At 32.4% G+C, this 18,959-nt stretch carries 19 protein-coding genes and 1 other annotated feature; of the genes, 18 read left to right on the forward strand and 1 reads right to left on the reverse strand.

Features of this window, described 5'->3' with window-relative positions:
• Positions 1 to 102 precede the first annotated feature (102 nt).
• From PTA89_RS04380 to greA, 8 genes are all read left to right on the forward strand, one after another.
• On the forward strand, positions 103 to 864 hold the full coding sequence (locus tag PTA89_RS04380) for a TrmH family RNA methyltransferase (protein WP_324177443.1): 762 nt from the start codon (positions 103 to 105) through the stop codon (positions 862 to 864).
• Positions 865 to 972: 108 nt separating this feature from the next.
• On the forward strand, positions 973 to 1,497 hold the full coding sequence (locus PTA89_RS04385; protein WP_251920347.1) for an HD domain-containing protein: 525 nt from the start codon (positions 973 to 975) through the stop codon (positions 1,495 to 1,497).
• Between the two features lie 141 nt (positions 1,498 to 1,638).
• Positions 1,639 to 1,986: a winged helix-turn-helix transcriptional regulator gene (locus PTA89_RS04390; protein WP_081537972.1), complete on the forward strand. Its 348-nt coding sequence runs from the start codon at positions 1,639 to 1,641 to the stop codon at positions 1,984 to 1,986.
• Positions 1,987 to 2,050: 64 nt separating this feature from the next.
• Positions 2,051 to 2,280 (forward strand) — a binding site (T-box leader).
• Between the two features lie 51 nt (positions 2,281 to 2,331).
• Positions 2,332 to 3,378 carry a phenylalanine--tRNA ligase subunit alpha gene (pheS, locus tag PTA89_RS04395; protein ID WP_003700137.1) on the forward strand — a complete coding sequence of 349 codons (1,047 nt, stop codon included), beginning with the start codon at positions 2,332 to 2,334 and terminating at the stop codon, positions 3,376 to 3,378.
• Positions 3,379 to 3,384: 6 nt separating this feature from the next.
• Entirely contained in the window at positions 3,385 to 5,802 is a 2,418-nt protein-coding gene (gene pheT / locus PTA89_RS04400; protein WP_324177444.1) for a phenylalanine--tRNA ligase subunit beta, read from the forward strand.
• A 152-nt stretch (positions 5,803 to 5,954) separates the two neighbouring features.
• Entirely contained in the window at positions 5,955 to 7,094 is a 1,140-nt protein-coding gene (mltG, locus tag PTA89_RS04405) for an endolytic transglycosylase MltG (protein ID WP_201897313.1), read from the forward strand.
• Positions 7,095 to 7,116: 22 nt separating this feature from the next.
• On the forward strand, positions 7,117 to 7,758 hold the full coding sequence (gene udk / locus PTA89_RS04410; RefSeq protein ID WP_003700143.1) for a uridine kinase: 642 nt from the start codon (positions 7,117 to 7,119) through the stop codon (positions 7,756 to 7,758).
• Positions 7,759 to 7,774: 16 nt separating this feature from the next.
• Complete coding sequence (gene greA, locus PTA89_RS04415) at positions 7,775 to 8,245, forward strand: transcription elongation factor GreA (RefSeq protein WP_003700144.1); 471 nt, start codon at positions 7,775 to 7,777, stop codon at positions 8,243 to 8,245.
• Positions 8,246 to 8,751: 506 nt separating this feature from the next.
• Here the strand turns inward: greA and PTA89_RS04420 are convergent.
• The gene (locus PTA89_RS04420; RefSeq protein ID WP_324177445.1) at positions 8,752 to 9,714 is read right to left on the reverse strand and encodes a nucleoside hydrolase; all 963 of its coding nucleotides are present in this window, start codon (positions 9,712 to 9,714) and stop codon (positions 8,752 to 8,754) included.
• 254 nt (positions 9,715 to 9,968) lie between these two features.
• On the opposite strand from PTA89_RS04420, the gene PTA89_RS04425 reads away from it, so the two are divergent.
• From PTA89_RS04425 to PTA89_RS04470, 10 genes are all read left to right on the forward strand, one after another.
• Positions 9,969 to 10,481: a DUF3013 family protein gene (locus PTA89_RS04425; RefSeq protein ID WP_003700147.1), complete on the forward strand. Its 513-nt coding sequence runs from the start codon at positions 9,969 to 9,971 to the stop codon at positions 10,479 to 10,481.
• 16 nt (positions 10,482 to 10,497) lie between these two features.
• Positions 10,498 to 11,388, forward strand: a complete 891-nt coding sequence (gene prmA, locus PTA89_RS04430) for a 50S ribosomal protein L11 methyltransferase (protein ID WP_087250581.1) — start codon at positions 10,498 to 10,500, stop codon at positions 11,386 to 11,388.
• Positions 11,388 to 12,119, forward strand: coding sequence for an RsmE family RNA methyltransferase (locus PTA89_RS04435; protein ID WP_003700150.1), 732 nt, complete (start codon positions 11,388 to 11,390; stop codon positions 12,117 to 12,119). The genes prmA and PTA89_RS04435 overlap by 1 nt, the downstream gene beginning before the upstream one ends.
• Before the next feature lie 39 nt (positions 12,120 to 12,158).
• Positions 12,159 to 14,378, forward strand: coding sequence for a RelA/SpoT family protein (locus PTA89_RS04440; RefSeq protein WP_081512040.1), 2,220 nt, complete (start codon positions 12,159 to 12,161; stop codon positions 14,376 to 14,378).
• Positions 14,379 to 14,392: 14 nt separating this feature from the next.
• Positions 14,393 to 14,839, forward strand: a complete 447-nt coding sequence (gene dtd / locus PTA89_RS04445; RefSeq protein ID WP_003700152.1) for a D-aminoacyl-tRNA deacylase — start codon at positions 14,393 to 14,395, stop codon at positions 14,837 to 14,839.
• Between the two features lie 4 nt (positions 14,840 to 14,843).
• Positions 14,844 to 15,458, forward strand: a complete 615-nt coding sequence (locus PTA89_RS04450; protein ID WP_081530415.1) for an HAD family hydrolase — start codon at positions 14,844 to 14,846, stop codon at positions 15,456 to 15,458.
• A 66-nt stretch (positions 15,459 to 15,524) separates the two neighbouring features.
• Positions 15,525 to 15,971 carry a signal peptidase II gene (lspA, locus tag PTA89_RS04455; RefSeq protein WP_324177446.1) on the forward strand — a complete coding sequence of 149 codons (447 nt, stop codon included), beginning with the start codon at positions 15,525 to 15,527 and terminating at the stop codon, positions 15,969 to 15,971.
• On the forward strand, positions 15,964 to 16,860 hold the full coding sequence (locus PTA89_RS04460; RefSeq protein ID WP_003710062.1) for an RluA family pseudouridine synthase: 897 nt from the start codon (positions 15,964 to 15,966) through the stop codon (positions 16,858 to 16,860). The genes lspA and PTA89_RS04460 overlap by 8 nt, the downstream gene beginning before the upstream one ends.
• A gap of 206 nt (positions 16,861 to 17,066) precedes the next feature.
• Positions 17,067 to 17,603, forward strand: a complete 537-nt coding sequence (gene pyrR / locus PTA89_RS04465) for a bifunctional pyr operon transcriptional regulator/uracil phosphoribosyltransferase PyrR (RefSeq protein ID WP_003704375.1) — start codon at positions 17,067 to 17,069, stop codon at positions 17,601 to 17,603.
• Between the two features lie 26 nt (positions 17,604 to 17,629).
• The gene (locus PTA89_RS04470) at positions 17,630 to 18,937 is read left to right on the forward strand and encodes a uracil-xanthine permease family protein (protein ID WP_003700158.1); all 1,308 of its coding nucleotides are present in this window, start codon (positions 17,630 to 17,632) and stop codon (positions 18,935 to 18,937) included.
• Positions 18,938 to 18,959: the final 22 nt, after the last annotated feature.

An 18,959-nucleotide genomic window follows, 5' to 3' on the forward strand; every position in this document is an offset into this window, starting at 1 on the left:
TGATACGATAATTTTTAGAATATTTCAACTTAACAACCTTGTCGACAATATTGATTCATTCTATAATCTAATAGACAAATATATTAGAGGATGTGTAAATAATTGGAAATAACATCAACAAGTAATAGTAGAGTAAAAGAATGGAAGAAATTAAATACTAAAAAGGGAAGAAAAAAACAGAATAAGTATATTCTTGATGGTTTACATTTAGTGAAAGAAGCACTAAAAGCAAATAAGAAAGTTGAAGAATTGTTAATAACTTCTAAATTTGAGCATCTAAATGAAATAGAAATCCCAGATGAAACTAAGGTGATTATGATTTCCGAGGAAGTTTCGAAAAGTATTTCAGAAACTCAAACGCCACAAGGAATTTTTGGAATTGTATCTATTGAAGAAGAAAAGATCACATATCCTCAAAAGGACGTAGGTGCTTGGTTAATGTTAGATAGTGTTCAGGATCCAGGAAATATTGGAACAATGGTACGTACTGCAGATGCTGCTGGTTTCTCTGGAGTAATCTTAGGAGAAGGGTCGGCAGATTTGTATAATCCTAAAGTCGTAAGAGCAATGCAAGGGAGTCAATTTCATATTAAAGTTATTAATGATAATCTCTCTGGTTGGATTAGACATTTTAAAGATATGAAGGTTCCTGTTTTTGGAAGTGAACTTAACGAACATGCTAGAGAGTATACTAATGTCGGACAACATACTGATTTTGCTTTAGTTATGGGAAACGAAGGAAATGGAATAAGTAAAGAAATTCTAGAGGTGACTTCAATTAATTTGTATATTCCAATAACTAATGCTGAATCACTAAATGTAGCGGTGGCTGCAGGCATATTAATGTTTGCTTTGAAGAAATAAATAAAAAAGTGTTAAGGTGTGCTAAGAATTATTGATTTTTCATAAAAAATCTGTATTATTATCTAGTAGTAGAGTACGAATAGATAATTAGTGAGGTAACGATACTATATGAAAGATAATATTTGGCGTAATGATGAAGAATATATGAGTTATGTCGGGAGCTTGTTGGAAACTAAAGAAGTTCAAAAACTTGCTAATTATACCCAACATCATTTTTCTACTCGTTTAGAGCATGTGATAACTGTTTCTTATGTAAGTTATCGAATTGCTAAGACATTAGGTTGGAATGCTAAAGCTGTAGCTCGTGCAGGGTTATTACATGATTTGTTCTATTATGATTGGAGAACTACAAAATTTGATCGTGGTACACATGCTTGGATTCATCCTAGAATAGCAGTTAGAAATGCAGAAAAATTAACAAAATTAAGTGATTTAGAAAAAGATATTATTATTAAACACATGTGGGGAGCTACATTGTGCCCTCCAAAGTATAAAGAAGGTTATATTGTAACTATTGTAGATAAGTATTCTGCTACAACGGAATATTCAGAGCACTTAGTACAAAAAGTTGAGAAACTATTTAGAGGAAGAAAAAATAGTACAGCGTTTGACTTTGAAAAAGTAAGTAAATAGTGTAAAATGTCCTTAGGGCAGTATTAGTGGCCTTTGCTATAATGCAAAGGTTATTTTGTTAGATTTATTTACTTCTAGTAACAAATTAGATTTGACTAGTAAAGTATTGATCCAAAAATATATTTGAAAGGAGTGAACTTTATGCCAGTGGATACTGAAAATAAATACACACTTTGTCCTAAATTTACAAAGACTTTTGGAATCTTGGGAAGAAAATGGAACGGTTTGATTATTGAAGTTTTATTGGAAAAAGGCCCTCAAAGATTCAGAAATTTAGCTGATAGCGTTGATAAATGTAGTGACAGAGTGATGGTAGAAAGACTAAAAGAACTTGAAGACGAAGGTTTAGTAGAAAGAATGGCACAACCAGGTAGTACACGTGTCTTATATAGATTGACTTCTCAAGGTGAAGACTTGAAAGAAATTATGTCTGATATTCATAAATGGTCTGATAAATGGTATTCTGTCGAAGATTGTGCTAATAGCTAATTTTATTTCATTGATAAGCCCTTGACTAAAATCAGTAATATAGTTTAAACTAAAAAGCATAATATTAAAGATGTAGATGGAAAAGAGTAAGATAAGGTAATATTTTAAGAGAGAAATTAGTTTTGGTGAGATAATTTCAATATTTTTTATCTGAAGTTCACTTCCGGAATCGCTATCAGAATACGATTTAAGTTGAAAGATAGAACGTTGATGCTACGTTAAAGGCATATTAGAGTGTTGTTGTACAATTTTGTATAACAAAACAAGGGTGGTACCGCGAGCCTCGTCCCTTTTGGTAGGGATGAGGCTTTTTTATTTGAAAAAGTCAAAGAAAGGAACATAGCAATGAATCTTAAAGAAAAGCTTGCTGAGCTAAAAGAACAAGGATTAGCGGAAATAAAAGAAGCAAAAGACTTAAAGAAAATTAATGACATTCGTGTAAGTTTGTTAGGTAAGAAAGGTCCAATCACTGAAGTTTTACGTGGAATGCGTGATTTGAGTGCAGAGGAACGTCCAAAAGTGGGACAATTTGCCAATGCAATCAGAGATGAATTGACTCAAGCATTGGCTGATAAGAAAGATGAAATTGAAGTTATAAAAATGGCTAAAAAACTGGAAAAAGAAACAATTGATGTAACTTTACCAGGTGTGCCAGTAACTACAGGTAACACACATATTATTACACAAATAATTGATCAAATAGAAAAATTATTCTTGGGAATGGGATTTCAAGTTGTTGATGGTCCTGAAGTAGAAGAAGATCATTATAACTTTGAAATGCTTAACTTACCTCAAGATCATCCAGCACGTGATATGCAAGATACTTTCTATATTACTGAAAAGATTTTAATGAGAACTCAAACATCTCCTGTCCAAGCTCGTACAATGGAAAAACATGACTTTAGCAAGGGACCACTTAAAATGATTTCTCCAGGTAAGGTTTACCGTAGAGATACTGACGATGCAACTCATTCTCATCAATTCCATCAAGTAGAAGGACTTGTTATAGATAAGCATATTACTATGGCTGATTTAAAGGGTACTTTGCAATTAATTGCACGTACTATTTTCGGTGAAGATAGAGAAATCAGAATGCGTCCAAGTTATTTCCCATTTACAGAACCATCTGCTGAAATTGATGTTTCATGTTTTAAGTGTAATGGTAAAGGTTGTTCTGTATGTAAATACACTGGATGGATCGAAGTTCTAGGTGCTGGAATGGTACATCCTAACGTATTGGAAATGGCAGGAGTAGATTCCAATGTTTATGGCGGATTTGCATTCGGTTTAGGACCAGATAGATTTGCAATGTTGAAATATGGTGTAGACGATATCAGAGAGTTCTATCTAAATGATGTTCGTTTCTTAAGTCAATTTTCACAGAAGGGATAGTATAAAATGAAAGTTTCTACAAAATGGTTAAACGATTATGTAAAAGTAGATGATTTAGCTGTTGAAGAATTAGCTGAAAAAATTGAAAGAACAGCAGTTGAAGTGGATGAAACATACAGACTTGAAGAAGGATTAAAAAAGATTGTTGTCGGTAAAACTTTAGAAGTTGTAAAGCATCCAGATTCCGATCACTTAAATATTTGTCAAGTTGATGTAGGTGAAGATGAACCAATTCAAATTATATGTGGAGCTCCTAATATTACTGCTAATCAAAAAGTTATCGTAGCACTTTCAGGTGCAAGAATTGCCGGGAATGTTAAAATTAAGCGCGGTAAAATGAGAGGTCAAGTATCTAATGGTATGATTTGTGCTTTACAAGAAATTGGCTTTTCAGAAAGTGTTGTTCCTAAAGAATATGCTGACGGAATTTACGTATTACCAGAATCTGCTGTTCCTGGGGAACCCGTATATAATTATCTAGGAATGGACGAAGATATAATTGACGTTGACGTAACACCTAATCGTGGTGATATGTTAAGTATGCGTGGAGTTGCACGAGATGTAGCTGCTGTTTATGGTAGAGAATTAACTTTACCAATGGGAACTGTTAACGAAGATGATGGATTACATATTGAAGACTATTTGTCAGTAAAGGCAGATAAAGAATTAGCTCCAGCTTATAAACTACGAGTTATTGATAATGTTACTGTTAAACCTAGTCCTATGTGGTTACAAAAACGCTTATGGAATGCTGGTGTAAGACCTATTAATAATGTCGTTGATGTTACTAACTACATTTTGATGGATTATGGTCAACCACTTCATTCTTTTGATTACAACAAGATTAATTCAAAAGAATTAGTAGTAAGATTAGCTGAGCAAGGAGAAAAAATCACAACTCTAGACGATCAAGAACGTGAATTACAATCTGGAGATATTGTTATTACTAACGGTAAGGATCCAATTGCTTTAGCTGGTGTGATGGGTGGAGCTAATACAGAAGTTGATGACAATACTACAACCGTAGTACTTGAATCTGCAATGTTTGATTCATCAAGCATCAGAAAAACTTCTCGTCGCGAAAATCTTCATTCCGAAGCATCAATGCGTTTTGAAAGAGGGATTAATCGTGGAACAATCGAAGAAGCATTAGATTATGCTGCTAATTTGATTGCGGAATTAGGCGATGGTAAGGTAGCTACTGGAATTGCGCAAGAACAAGATATAGATGTTCAAGATACTACGGTAGAAATTTCATTAGAAAAAATAAATAATGTCTTAGGAACAGATTTATCAGTTGCAGATGTGACAGATATTTTTGAACGTTTAGGATTTAAGGTTGAAGAAAATGCTGGCGAATTTGTTGTAAATGTGCCTCCATTTAGATGGGATATTAGCATTCCTGCAGATTTAATAGAAGAAGTAGCACGTATTTATGGTTATGACAATATTCCAGCTACTTTACCAGTAGGTCCAACTACTCCAGGACACTATACTTACGAACAACAAGTAATTCGTAATACACGCGCAATTCTTGAGGCTTCTGGATTAACACAAGCTATTTCTTATGGGCTTACAACTAAAGTTAAGGCTGAGAGATTTGCTTTTGAACCAGCAATGAAGTCAACAGAATTAGATTTCCCAATGAGTTCTGATCATACAACAGTTCGAATGAACCTAATTTCTGGATTATTAGATGATGTTTCATACAATAAGGCTAGAAAAGTTGAAAATGTAGCTCTCTACGAACAAGGAAGAGTATTCTTCAGAGATGAAGATTCAGAACGACCAAGAGAAGTGGAACATGTTGCTGCAGCTATGACTGGATTAATTGAAGATGCAACTTGGCATGATAAGAAACGTCCGGTTGACTTCTATGTAATTAAAGGAATTGTTCAAAATCTATTGGATAAAGTAGGAGTAGGTTCTAGAGTTGTTTATACAGCTACGGCAGAACATGAGGAAATGCATCCAGGACGTACAGCAAATATTTATATTGATGGTGAATTTATTGGATTTGTTGGTGAAGTTCATCCAACTTTAGCTAAAGAATACAATTTAGATAGAGTTTATGTATTTGAATTAGACTTACAAAAAGTTATGGAACTTTCTAAAGATCCTGAAGTTTATAAACCAGTATCTAAATTCCCTGCAATTAAGCGTGATATTGCTTTACTAGTTGCTGAAGATATTCAAAACAGTGATATCATTAAAACAATCAAAGAAAATGGCGGGGCTAACTTAGCATCTGTAAATATCTTTGATGTTTATGCTGGTGAAAAGATTGACTTAGGATTCAAGTCTTTAGCTTATACTTTAACTTTCGAAAATAAAGAACGTACATTAACGGATGATGAAGTAAATAAAGCATTTGATAAAGTAGTTAATAAATTACAAGAAAATTATAAAGCTGTAATTCGTTAAGATTAAGTACAGAGTGTCGTTGAATCAAGAATAGATTTGACGACATTTTTTGAGAGTTTAATAATAAGACAAAATTCTAAATATAGATGAAAAAACGTATTAATTTTAGTATAATCATTAAGTAAGACTGTATAGTCTAAGGAGGAAAAACCTTGAAAAATGATAATACGAATTATCCAAGCCGTTCTGAAAAATTGAAAAAGCAACGTGGAATAGCTGGTAAAATTATTTCATGGATTGTTGGAATTTTAGTGGTATTAGTAGTTTTGATGGGAGTGATGGGATATCAGTATATTCATTCTTCTTTACAACCATTGAATGCTAATAGTACTAAAAAAGTAGAAGTGAAAATTCCAATAGGAAGTTCCAATAAGCAAATTGGAGATATTTTAGAGAAAAATAATATTATTAAGAGTGGTATTGTTTTTGATTATTATGTAAAGACTAACAAAGTAGGTAATTTCAAAGCTGGATATTATCAATTAAGTCCGTCAATGACTTTGGATGAAATTGCAAAGAAATTACAACAAGGTGGTCAAAGTAATCCCCATTCTAATGGTACAATTCTAATTAAAGAAGGTGCTAGCATAGATCAAGTTGCTGATGTAGTTCAAAAGAATACTAAGTTTAAAAAGCAAGATTTTCTAAAGCTAATGAATAATGCAAACTTTTTGAATGAGTTAAAGAACAAATATCCGCAATTGCTATCTTCTGCTGTTGATGCTAAAGATACAAAATATAAGTTGGAAGGATATTTGTATCCCGCAACATATACAGTTGGAAAGCATGATAATTTGAAAGCAGTAGTTGAACAAATGGTAGCTAAGACTAATATGGAAATGAAACCATATTTTGATAAAATTTCAAAATCAAAATATTCAGTTCAACAAGTTTTAACATTGGCATCGCTAGTAGAAAAAGAATATGGTAGTGCTGATGATAGAGGTAAAATTGCCGGAGTATTTGAAAATCGTTTAGAACAAGATATGCCGTTACAATCTGATGTAGCTATCCATTATGCTTTAAATAACAGTAAATCAACTGTATCATACGATGATTTAGAAGTTGATTCTCCATATAATCTCTATAAAAATAAGGGATTAGGCCCAGGACCATTTAATAATCCAAGTATTGATTCTGTAAAGGCTGTTTTAAACCCTGTTGATAAAGACAAAGGATATTTATATTTCGTAGCGAATATTAAGACAAAGAAAGTATATTTCTCTAAGACATATGCTGAACATCAAAAGAATGTTAAAAAGTTGCAAAAAGCAAATGGATATGAAAATTAATTAGTAGAGGGAGAGAACAATAATGGCAAATAGGGAAAATAAACCAGTAATAATAGGTGTAACAGGTGGATCAGGTTCTGGTAAGACAACTGTTAGTCGAGCAATTTTTGAACAACTACATGGTCACTCATTATTGATGTTACAAGAAGATTCTTACTATAATGATCAAAGTGACATGCCTTTTGAAGAACGCATAAAGACAAACTACGATCATCCTAATGCATTTGATACTGAGTTGTTGGTTAAGCAATTAAAAGATTTATTAGATTGGAAAACCATTGAAAAACCTATTTATGATTATACAGAGCATACTAGAAGTTCAGAGGTTGAAAAGGTTGAGCCTAAGGAAGTAATCATTCTAGAAGGTATTCTAGTATTGAATGATCCGGCTTTGAGAGACTTGATGGATATTAAAATTTTTGTAGATACTGACGACGATATCCGTATTATCAGACGTATTCAAAGAGATATCGAAGAACGTGGTCGCTCATTGCAATCAGTTATTGATCAATATAAATCAACTGTAAAACCAATGTACCATCAATTTATCGAACCAACTAAGCGTTATGCTGATATTATTGTCCCTGAAGGTGGAGAAAACCAAGTTGCTATTGACTTGTTAGTTACTAAAGTTAGAGATATTTTAAGAAAACGAGAAAAATAATTTTGAGGTGAATAAAATGGCAGAAAAAACATTTCCTATGACTTTAGAAGGTAAAGAAAAATTAGAACAAGAATTAGAAGAATTACGTACTACTAAACGTGCAGAAATTATTGAACGTATTAAGATAGCTCGTTCATTCGGTGACTTATCTGAAAACTCAGAATATGAATCTGCAAAAGATGAACAAGCATTTATGGAAGCTAGAATTAAAGAAATTCAAAATATGCTAAACCATGCAGAAATTATTGACAATAAGTCAATTGATGAAAATGAAGTTGCAGTAGGTAAGACAGTTACATTCCAAGAAGATGATGATGAACCAGAAACATATCAAATCGTAGGTGCTGCAGAAGCAGATCCATTTGAAGGTAAAATTTCAAACGAATCTCCAATTGCAAGTGGTTTAATTGGACACAAGTTAGGCGATGTAGTATCCATCGACACACCAGGTGGAACTATGCAAGTAAAAATTATTGATGTTAAATAATAACAAGTAAAGAATTATGAAAATCATAGCCTCTATCGATTTTGAATAGATGGCTATGATTTTTATCTTATATAGAAAAAATAAAGCCCAAGTATATCTTAATTGATACACTTTGGGCTTTATCACTTTTCTTATAGTAAGGAAAGTATCCAGCAAGAAATAACACTGACCAAAATACTAAGTGACATTAGAATTAAATTTTCTTTTACAGTACCGATACTTCTTTGAATGTTATGTATGAATAGTACTAAAAAGAATAAACTAGAAAATAGAAATAAAAAATAAATAAATTGTAAAGAAGCAAAATAAATTAATATACAAAATGATACTAATAAAATAATGTTTCTAGCATTTTTATACCAAGACAAACTTCCAAAAAAAGCTACCTGATATGAAAATGTAGGAGTCTGAGCCAAACTATTAATTTTTAGCAGTGTTATTAAGAGCCAAAAAATGTATAAAGCTAAGCCGAGAAATACCAAGTCTAGCCCTCCTTAATAAGTTTATTAATTAGCTTCTACAAATAATTTAGTTAATTTTTCCATGAATTCATCTAAAAACTTATCTTTGTTAACGCCAATTGCGGCTTTACTTATAGGATTTGGGTTGTTTACTTTAGTTTCATCCCCAATTGTTCTTCCTGCATAAGGGCCTTCAGTATCAACCTTCATATCTAAAGCAAGTGTTGTAACTAAAGATGGTTCGACGGCTACACCTACAGCTAAAGGATCATGAAGAGCACAACCACCAAGGTGTGGACTTGTTACTTTATATGCGTCAATGTAGTAGTCGACGATATCAGCATATTTTTGACCAGCAAATGTACCTAAGTCACGCCATTTTTGAGTTTCTCTTGTAGTTAATAAGGTACGAGTTGTAACGTCTAAACCAACCATAGTAAGAGGAATACCACTTCTAAATACAAAATCTGCTGCTTCAGGATCTTGATTAATGTTAGCTTCAGTAACAGGGTTAACATTACCAGGAACTGTTAAAGCACCACCCATGAGTGTTACGCGACCAACTAAATTAATAATTTCAGGATCCTTTTTGATAGCTGCTGCTAGATTAGTTAATGGACCAGTTGGAACAATTAAAAGTTTTTTACCATATTTGTGAGCTGCTTCAATAAAGAAGTTAGGACCATTCATAGTTTCAACTTTTCTTTTAGCAGTAGGAATTTCAACTTCTCCAATACCATTTTTACCGTGGATTTGAGCACTAATTGGCATAACATCGAAATGATCAGTAGTTGATGAATGAGATAGTCCTTGATAAACAGGAATTTCAGTATGTCCCAACATTTCAAGTAAATCTAAACTATTTTGTACACCTTGTTCAACTAAGATATTTCCGTATGATCCAACAATACCAATTAAATCACTTTCAGGTGTTGCTAAAGCATATGCGATTGCTAGTGCATCATCAATACCGGTATCTAAATCTAAAATCATTTTATATTCAGCCATAAATAAGACTCCTTAAATATTTATTATGTTAATATTCGTTTTATTGTTATATTATATCATTTTTATACTTCATAATACTATGCTTAATTACAGGTTTTGTAAGGAAAATAAGGGAAATTAAAATTTAAAAACGAAAATTAATAGTAAAAATAAGAAAAATATAGAGATAAAGCTTAGTAAAATACGAATAATACAATAAAAGTTGGATAATGATAATATTATAATGTATTATAGAAAGTAAATATAAATAGGGTATGGGGGAAGTAAAATTGGTAGAAGCAGCGGATTTAAATTCTTTCTTAAAAGAAACAGTGAAAACACTAGATTTTGACGGTGATATATTCGTTAATTGGAATAAGAAAGATAGACAATTTGAAATAGAACTAACTTTTTATGCTGAAAATAAAGAGGCAGCTTTATTAACTGATACTTTAGGTGTGGAGTCAACTGAGCCAGTAGTTACTTTTGTAGATGAAATATTAATCTATGATAAAAATCGTGAGAAAAATTTTGATGCAGATGACTATTTGGTATGTTTGCCTTATGATGGTAAGAATGGTTGGTCTTTAGCAGAAGCAAAAGCCTTTGTATCATATTTACAAATAGTATTGGATAATGGTGAGTCAGATTTATTAGATTTCCTAACAGATGATGAAAAAGAAATTTTTGAATTGGTCTGGTCTGAAGATGAGTATAAAAAGATTATTGATTCAAATATGCTAAGTTTACCTAATCCAAATAATAGGATTAAATACCCTAAGTTTTAGAAAGGATGAGCTGACGTTGGAATGGAACGAGTTAAGTGTAACTACAACTAATGAAGCAATTGACGCAGTAGTTAACATATTAATGGAAAATGGTGCTGGTGGCGTTCAAATTGATGATAGTGAAGGTTTAGAAAAAGTAAAGGTAATTACTTATTTTCCTAGTAAATTAGGCTTAGTTGAATTAATTCCAGAATTAGAAGAAAAGATAAAGAAATTAAATAACTTTGGTCTGAATCCAGGAGAAGCCAAAGTGTCATTGACTAATTTACAAGATGATGCTTGGATAGATTTATGGAAGAAATATTATCATCCGGTTAGATTGACTAAGTATCTAACAATTGTACCAAGCTGGGAAGAATATCAAAAAGAACAAGAAGATGAGATCTTAATAAGGCTAGATCCAGGTAGAGCATTTGGAACAGGTACACATCCTACTACTCAACTGGCTTTACAGGCATTGGAAACATCTGTACGAGGTAATGAGAGTATGATTGATGTAGGAACAGGATCTGGTGTCTTAAGTATAGCAGCAAGACATTTTGGTGTTGATAAGGTATATGCTTATGATATTGATGATAATGCTGTCACAGCTGCTAAAGAAAATTTTGCACTAAATCCAATTAGCAATAATATTGAAGTTAAACCTAATAATTTATTAGAAGGTGTACATAAGAATGTAGATTTAATAGTAGCTAATATTCTAGCAGAAATTATAGTTCCATTAATTCCTCAAGCTAAGTCAAATCTTAAAGATGGTGGTATCTTCATTACATCTGGTATTATAAATGATAAGAAAGAATTAATCTTAACAGAATTAGAACAAAATGGTTTTGTTGTAGATGAAATTTTGAATAAAAAAGATTGGTACTCAATTATTGCACATAAACCAGTTAAGGGGGATATTTAATGCAACGATATTTTGCTGATTCTAAGATTACAACTGAATATCAACTCACACCGGAAATTTATAAACATGCAATTAAGGTTTTGAGAATGAAAGTTGGAGATATTTTTGAATTAGTTGATGATGTAGAAGTTGTTCATAAGATGGAAATTACAAAAATTGAAGATGGAAAAGCAAAAGCGACTTCAGTCGAAGTTATTCCGTCAGATGTAGAACTTCCAGCAGATGTTACTATCGCTTGTGGAATATCTAAAAATGATAAAGCTGATTGGATAGTACAAAAGGGTACTGAAATGGGTGCTACTAAATTTATCTTTTTTGTAGGTGATTATTCTGTTGCAAAATGGGATAAAAAAAGAAGTAGCAAGAAAGTACAAAGGTTACAAAAAATTGCAAGAAGTGCAGCTGAACAGTCTCATAGGACGAAAATTCCTGAAGTAACTTTTGTAGAAAAGTTGAAAGATATAGATTTTGAAAAAAATGATGCTAGAATTGTTGCATATGAAGAATCAGCTAAAAAAGGTGAAAGTGGAAACTTGTTTAAGATTTTAAATAAGAAACCTAGCAATATCATTGCTATTTTTGGTCCTGAAGGTGGAATTTCTCCAAAAGAGATAGAATTTTTAGAAGCAAATAGTTTTATTTTAGCTGGTTTAGGTCCAAGAATTATGCGAGCAGAAACTGCACCATTATATTTTTTAGCAAGTTTATCATTTGCTTTGGAGTTAAGTTGAGATTAGTTGAAAAAATTATTGGGTGTTGAGGTGAGATTTATGAAAAAAGAAACAATTTGGTCAGCTCAAGATGTAATTGATATGTGCAAAGGGTACATGAATGAAAATCATGTTAAATTTGTTGAAAAAGCGTGTGAATTTGCCACTTATGTTCATAGTGAGCAAGTTAGAAAATCTGGTGAACCTTATATAATCCATCCAATTCAAGTTGCCGGAATTTTAGCAAACTTAAAAATGGATCCAGAAACTGTTAGTGCTGGTTTCTTACACGATGTTGTTGAAGACACAAAGGTTACACTAGGAGATATTGGTGAATTATTTGGAAAAGATGTAGAAGTTATTGTAGATGGTGTAACAAAGTTAAGTAAAATAAGATATAAATCTCATCAAGAACAGTTAGCTGAAAATCATCGTAAATTATTGTTGGCGATGTCTAAAGATTTACGTGTAATTATTGTCAAACTAGCTGACAGGTTACATAATATGCGAACTTTGAGTCATTTAAGACCAGATAAGCAAAGAAGAATAGCAAATGAAACCCTTGAAATTTATGCTCCATTAGCTGATAGATTAGGTATTAGTACAATTAAATGGGAATTACAAGATATGTCTTTGCGTTATCTAAATCCTCAACAATATTATCGTATTGTACATTTGATGAACTCTAAACGTGAAGAAAGAGTTCATTATATTGATGAAGTGATTGTTGAAATTAAGAAAGCAATCGCAGAATTGAATATTGAATATGATATATATGGTAGACCTAAGCACATATATTCAATTTACCGAAAGATGAGAGATCAACATAAGCAATTCAGTCAAATATATGATCTTTCTGCAGTACGTGTAATTGTAAAGAGCATTAAAGATTGTTATGCAGTTTTAGGAGCTATCCATACTCGTTGGAAACCAATGCCAGGTCGTTTTAAAGACTATATTGCTATGCCTAAAGCTAATATGTATCAATCTTTGCATACAACAGTCATCGGCCCTAATGGTAGACCTTTTGAAGTTCAAATAAGAACTGAAGAAATGCATCGCGTGGCTGAATATGGTATTGCTGCACATTGGGCATATAAAGAAGGACGTAAAGATGCAGTTCCTCAAACAACTACTGGAACGAAATTGAACTTGTTTAAAGAAATTCTAGAATTACAAAAAGAGTCAAACGATGCTTCTGAATTTATGGAAAGTGTTAAAGGTGACTTGTTTAGTGATCGAGTTTATGTCTTTACTCCTAAAGGTGATGTGTTTGAATTACCAAAAGGCTCAGGCCCATTGGATATGGCATATAGTATCCATACTGAAATTGGTGCTCATACAACTGGAGCAAAGGTCAATGGTAAGATTCGACCTCTTGACTATCAATTGAAGAACGGGGATATTGTAGACATTTTAACTTCACAAAATTCTGCAGGTCCTAGTCAAGACTGGTTAGATTTAGTACACACAAGCAAGGCTAGAAATAAAATTAAACACTTTTTCAAGAAACGCGATCGTGAAGAAAATATTGAAAAAGGTAGAGAAATACTAATTCAAGAATTAACCAATGCAGGATATAATGCTAAAGATGTTTTAAATGATAATATGGCTAAATGCTTAGAGAAAAAGCAATTTAAGAAAGCCGACGATTTGTATGCTTCCATTGGTTCTGGTGATACTGCACCAGTTGGAATTGTTAATATTTTAACAGCAGATCTTAGAAAGAAAGCCGACGATGATAGAAAACGCCAAGAAGAAAAGGCATTATTGGAAAATCATCAAGAAATTAATAATGATACAAAGGAAAATAAGAAGCCTAAGCAAGAAAGTGGTATCTTAATTGAAGGTATTGATAATTTACTTGTTAGATTAAGTCATTGTTGTAATCCAGTTCCAGGTGATGATATTGTTGGATATATTACTAAGGGTCGTGGAGTTTCTGTTCATCGAGTTGAATGTCCTAATGTGAAAGCGGCCGAAAGCCAAGGAACTAGATTAATAGATGTTTCTTGGAATATCTTACCTGACGATAGAGCTTACTATAATGCTGATTTAGAAGTTCAAGGATATAATAGAGATGGCTTGTTAAATGATATACTTCAAGCAATCAACAATAACACTAAGAGTCTGAATTCTGTAAATGGACGAATTGATCATAATAAGATGGCAAATATTTCTGCTACGATTGGTGTTAAAGATAAGGAACATCTCCAAAGAATTATTGATAGAATAAAGAATATTCCGGATGTTTATATGGTTAAACGTCCAATACATTAGAGGGTGTTGTTTAAATGAGAGTATTATTGCAAAGAGTAAAGCAAGCATCGGTTGAAATAGATGGAAACGTAAATGGTGAAATCGGACAAGGATTATTGTTATTAGTAGGTTTTACTGAAAATGATGGCGATAAGGAAATTGAATATTTAGCAAGAAAAGTTTTAAACGCTAGAATATTTAGTGATGCTGATGATAAGATGAATTTAAACTTACAGCAAGTATCAGGTAGTATTTTGTCTATTTCGCAATTTACTTTATATGCACAAACTCGTAAAGGAAACCGACCTAGCTTTACAAGAGCCCAAAATCCAGATATAGCTAGCAAGAATTATGATAAGTTTAACGAAAAGTTACGCGAATCAGGCGTACAAGTTGAAACTGGAATTTTTGGAGCTGATATGCAGGTATCATTAGTTAATGATGGACCTGTAACAATTATGTATGATACTGATGAGGAATAAGAGTATGGAGTATAAGAATTATTTTTGGGATTTTGATGGAACTTTATACAACAGCTATCCTGGTATGGTTCGAGCATTTGTAGAAACTTTGAAAACTCAAGAAATAGAGTTAGATAGTAAAGAAGTCTATAAAATTATGCGCGAAGCTTCTGTTAGAAAAGCTTTTAAGTTATATGGCAAAAATCTAGACATACCAAAGCTACGTCAAATGTATCATTCTTTTGAAGAACAATATCAAGATAAAATGCGTCTCTTTGATGGTGCTGCAGATGTTTGTCGTAAGATAAAAGAAAATGGTGGTAGAAACTTTCTATTAACACATCGTGACAGTAGTGCCTTGAATATTTTAAAAAGAGATAATCTTTGGTCTTATTTTGATGATTTTGTAACTGCAGATAATGATTTTGCTCGTAAGCCAGATCCAGAATCTTTGTTATACTTGGTTAGTAAGTATAATTTAAAAGTTGAAGAATCAGTGATGGTTGGAGATAGAGAACTTGATATCGCAGCAGGCCATAATGCTGGAATGTCGGGAATTCTATTTGATCCGGATAAGCTACTTCATCAAGATTATAATGCAGATAGATTGGTATACAGTTTATCGGATATATTGAAGTAAATTAACTTGAGTCATATTACTTAGAGGTTATATGACTCATTTTTGATAGGAAAGGTGTAATCTACAATGTGGTTATATATGCCGATGATTATTATTTTGATTATTGCAGACCAGGGTCTAAAGTTCTGGATTTCTGCAAATATTAAATTAGGAACCAGCCAAGTAATTTTATCTAATGTTTTAGCTTTAACAAATGTTAGAAATGATGGAGCTGCTTGGAGTGTTCTAAGTGGACAACAATGGTTCTTTACAGTCATTACAATAGTTGCTCTAGGTTTGATGGGATATTTCTTCTGGAAATTGAAAAATGATAATTTATATATGTTGGCAATTTCATTATTAATTGCTGGTACGTTGGGCAATTTTATTGATAGAATTCGTTTAGGTTACGTTGTTGATATGTTTGAAACATTATTTATGAATTTTCCAATTTTTAATGTAGCAGATATGTGTCTAACGTTTGGTGTAATTATAGTAATAATAGCGTTAATAAAGGATGAAAAAGATGAGTGATTATAAAGTATTAGCAGATAAGACTGGTAGATTAGATAAAGTTGTTACTAATATTTTTACAGATTATACTCGATCTCAATTAAAAAAGATGATTGACGATGGAAATATCAAGGTAAATGGAGATGTGAAAAAAGCTAATTATAAAGTCAATTTAGGCGATGAAATAACTTTTGATAAGCCAGAAGTAAAGAAATTATCTTTAGAACCTGAAAATATTCCGTTAGATATTGTTTATGAAGATGATGATGTAATTGTTGTAAATAAGCCTCAAGGAATGGTTGTGCATCCATCTCCTGGACATTTTGAACATACTCTAGTAAATGCATTACTATACCATTCACCATTATCTACTATTAACGGTACTTATCGTCCAGGTATTGTTCATAGAATAGATAAGGATACTTCAGGATTATTGATGGTCGCTAAAAATGATATGGCACATCAAAGCTTAGCGAAGCAATTAAAAGATAAGACTAATACACGTGAGTATGTAGCTTTAGTTCACGGAAATATCAAAGAAGATAGTGGTACTATTGATGCACCGTTAGGAAGAAGTAAAGTTGATCGTAAGAAACAAGCAGTAGTTAAGGATGGAAGAAATGCAGTAACCCACTTTGAAGTTTTGAAACGTTATGGAGATTATACTTTAGTTAAATGTGTCTTAGAAACTGGACGAACACATCAGATTAGAGTTCATATGAAATATATAGGGCATCCTTTAGTTGGAGATCAATTGTATGGTCCAAGAAAGACATTAGGAAATAGTGGCCAATTTTTACATGCTGAGAAACTAGGCTTTATTCATCCAAGAACAAATGAATACTTAGAATTCACAGCACCACTACCAGAAAACTTCAAAAAGCTATTAGAATCGCTTGACAAACGGTAGCTTTTACAGTATCTTAGTTTAAGAAGAATAGAGTCCTTTAAACTAGTCCCGTGAGGCTGAAAAGGTATAATGCTTATTTAAGCTTATAGTGTATATTAATATAAAAATGAAATTAATACGCGGACTAGGACTAATTTGTTCTAGTCCTTTTATTTTTTCAGCTAAGCAATAGTTAATGGCTCGAATATTTAAGGAGGATGATTTTAATGGCAAAACAAATTTATGATTCAATGGCGATGAAGCGTGCGCTAACTAGAATGACTTATGAAATCATTGAAAAAAATAAAGGAATTGATGATTTAGTTCTAGTAGGGATCAAGACAAGAGGTGTTTATCTAGCACAAAGAATAGCTGATAGATTGAAACAATTGGAAAATGCTGAAGTTCCTGTTGGACAATTAGATATTACACTTTACCGTGATGACAGACATGATGCATCACTAGCACAAGATCCAGTAGTAAATGAAGCAGACTTAGGTTTTGATATTAAAGATAAACATGTAATTTTGGTCGATGATGTGTTATTTACAGGAAGAACAATTAGAGCTGCTTTAGATGCTTTAATGGATATTGGTAGACCTAAGAAGATCAATTTAGCTGTATTAGTAGATAGAGGACATCGTGAATTACCAATTAGAGCAGATTTTGTTGGTAAGAATATTCCAACTGCTATGGATGAACAAGTAGCAGTTTATGTAGACGAAGTTGATGGAAAAGATGGAATCGAATTAAAGAAACTATAAAATAAAGATATGAGGCTAATTTAATCATGAAAAACGAGAAATTCAGAAACCCTGAGGCAATTCTTGACGTTCAAGATAAACCAACTTTTCCTCAGTGGTTACTTCTATCAGTCCAACATTTATTTACAATGTTTGGTTCAACTGTTTTAGTACCTTTATTAATTGGTATGAATCCAAGTATCGCTTTGTTTAGTTCAGGGGTAGGTACTTTGGTATATATTCTTTGTACAAGAGCTAAGATTCCGGCATACTTAGGATCAAGTTTTGCCTTTATTATGACAATGCAGGCTTTGATGAAATCTGAAGGATATCCTGCAGTAGGTCAAGGTGCAATTGCAGCAGGTTTAGTTTATGTTATTGTTTCCTTGATCATAGGAAAATTTGGTTCACAATGGGTAGACAAGGTTTTACCACCAGTTGTTGTAGGTCCTATCGTTATAGTTATTGGATTATCATTAGCTACAACTGCAGCTAACGATGCAATGTTCAATAATAACCATTATGATCTTAAATACTTTGGAGTAGCAATTTTCACTTTAGTTGCAACAATTATCTTTAACATGTTCTTACGTGGATTTTCAAGTATGATTCCGGTACTTTTAGGTATAATTGTAGGTTACATTTTCGCTGTTTTCATGGGAATTGTTGATTTATCTGGTGTGGCAGCAGCAAAATGGTTCTCTCTACCTGCATTTGACGTAATGTTTGTTAATTATGACTTTAAGTGGTATCCAGGAGCAATCATTGGAATGGCACCAATTGCCTTTGTTACTATGACTGAGCACATGGGACACGTTATGGTTTTGAATAAATTAACTAAGCGTAATTTCTTCAAGAATCCAGGATTACACCGTACATTGTTAGGTGACGGTTTATCTAGTGTAATTGCTGGTTTTGTTGGTGGTCCTCCAACAACATCTTACGGCGAAAACATTGGTGTGTTAGCTATGACAAAGATTCATAGTGTTTGGGTGCTTGCAGGAGCTGCTTTCTTCGCTATTTTATTCAGTTTCTGTGGTAAAATTGCTGCTTTGATTCAATCTATTCCAACTCCTGTAATTGGTGGTATTTCATTCCTATTATTCGGTATGATTGCTGCAAATGGATTACGAATTTTAGTTGATAATAAAATAAACTTTGAAGCAAAAAGAAATTTGATTATTACAGCTGTTATCTTGGTTGTCGGAATTGGTGGTACTTATTTGAAGTTAGGTAATTTCCAACTTACAAGTATTGCTTTATCAACAATCTTTGGAATTGTTTTAAACTTAATTTTACCAAAGAAAGCAGCTAGTGAAGCTGAACATGAGAAAAAGATAAGAATGGATATTTAACCTTTTTTATCGATACGCTATA

It is taken from the genome of Ligilactobacillus salivarius (genome assembly GCF_035231985.1).
GTDB classification, from domain to species: Bacteria; Bacillota; Bacilli; order Lactobacillales; family Lactobacillaceae; genus Ligilactobacillus; species Ligilactobacillus salivarius.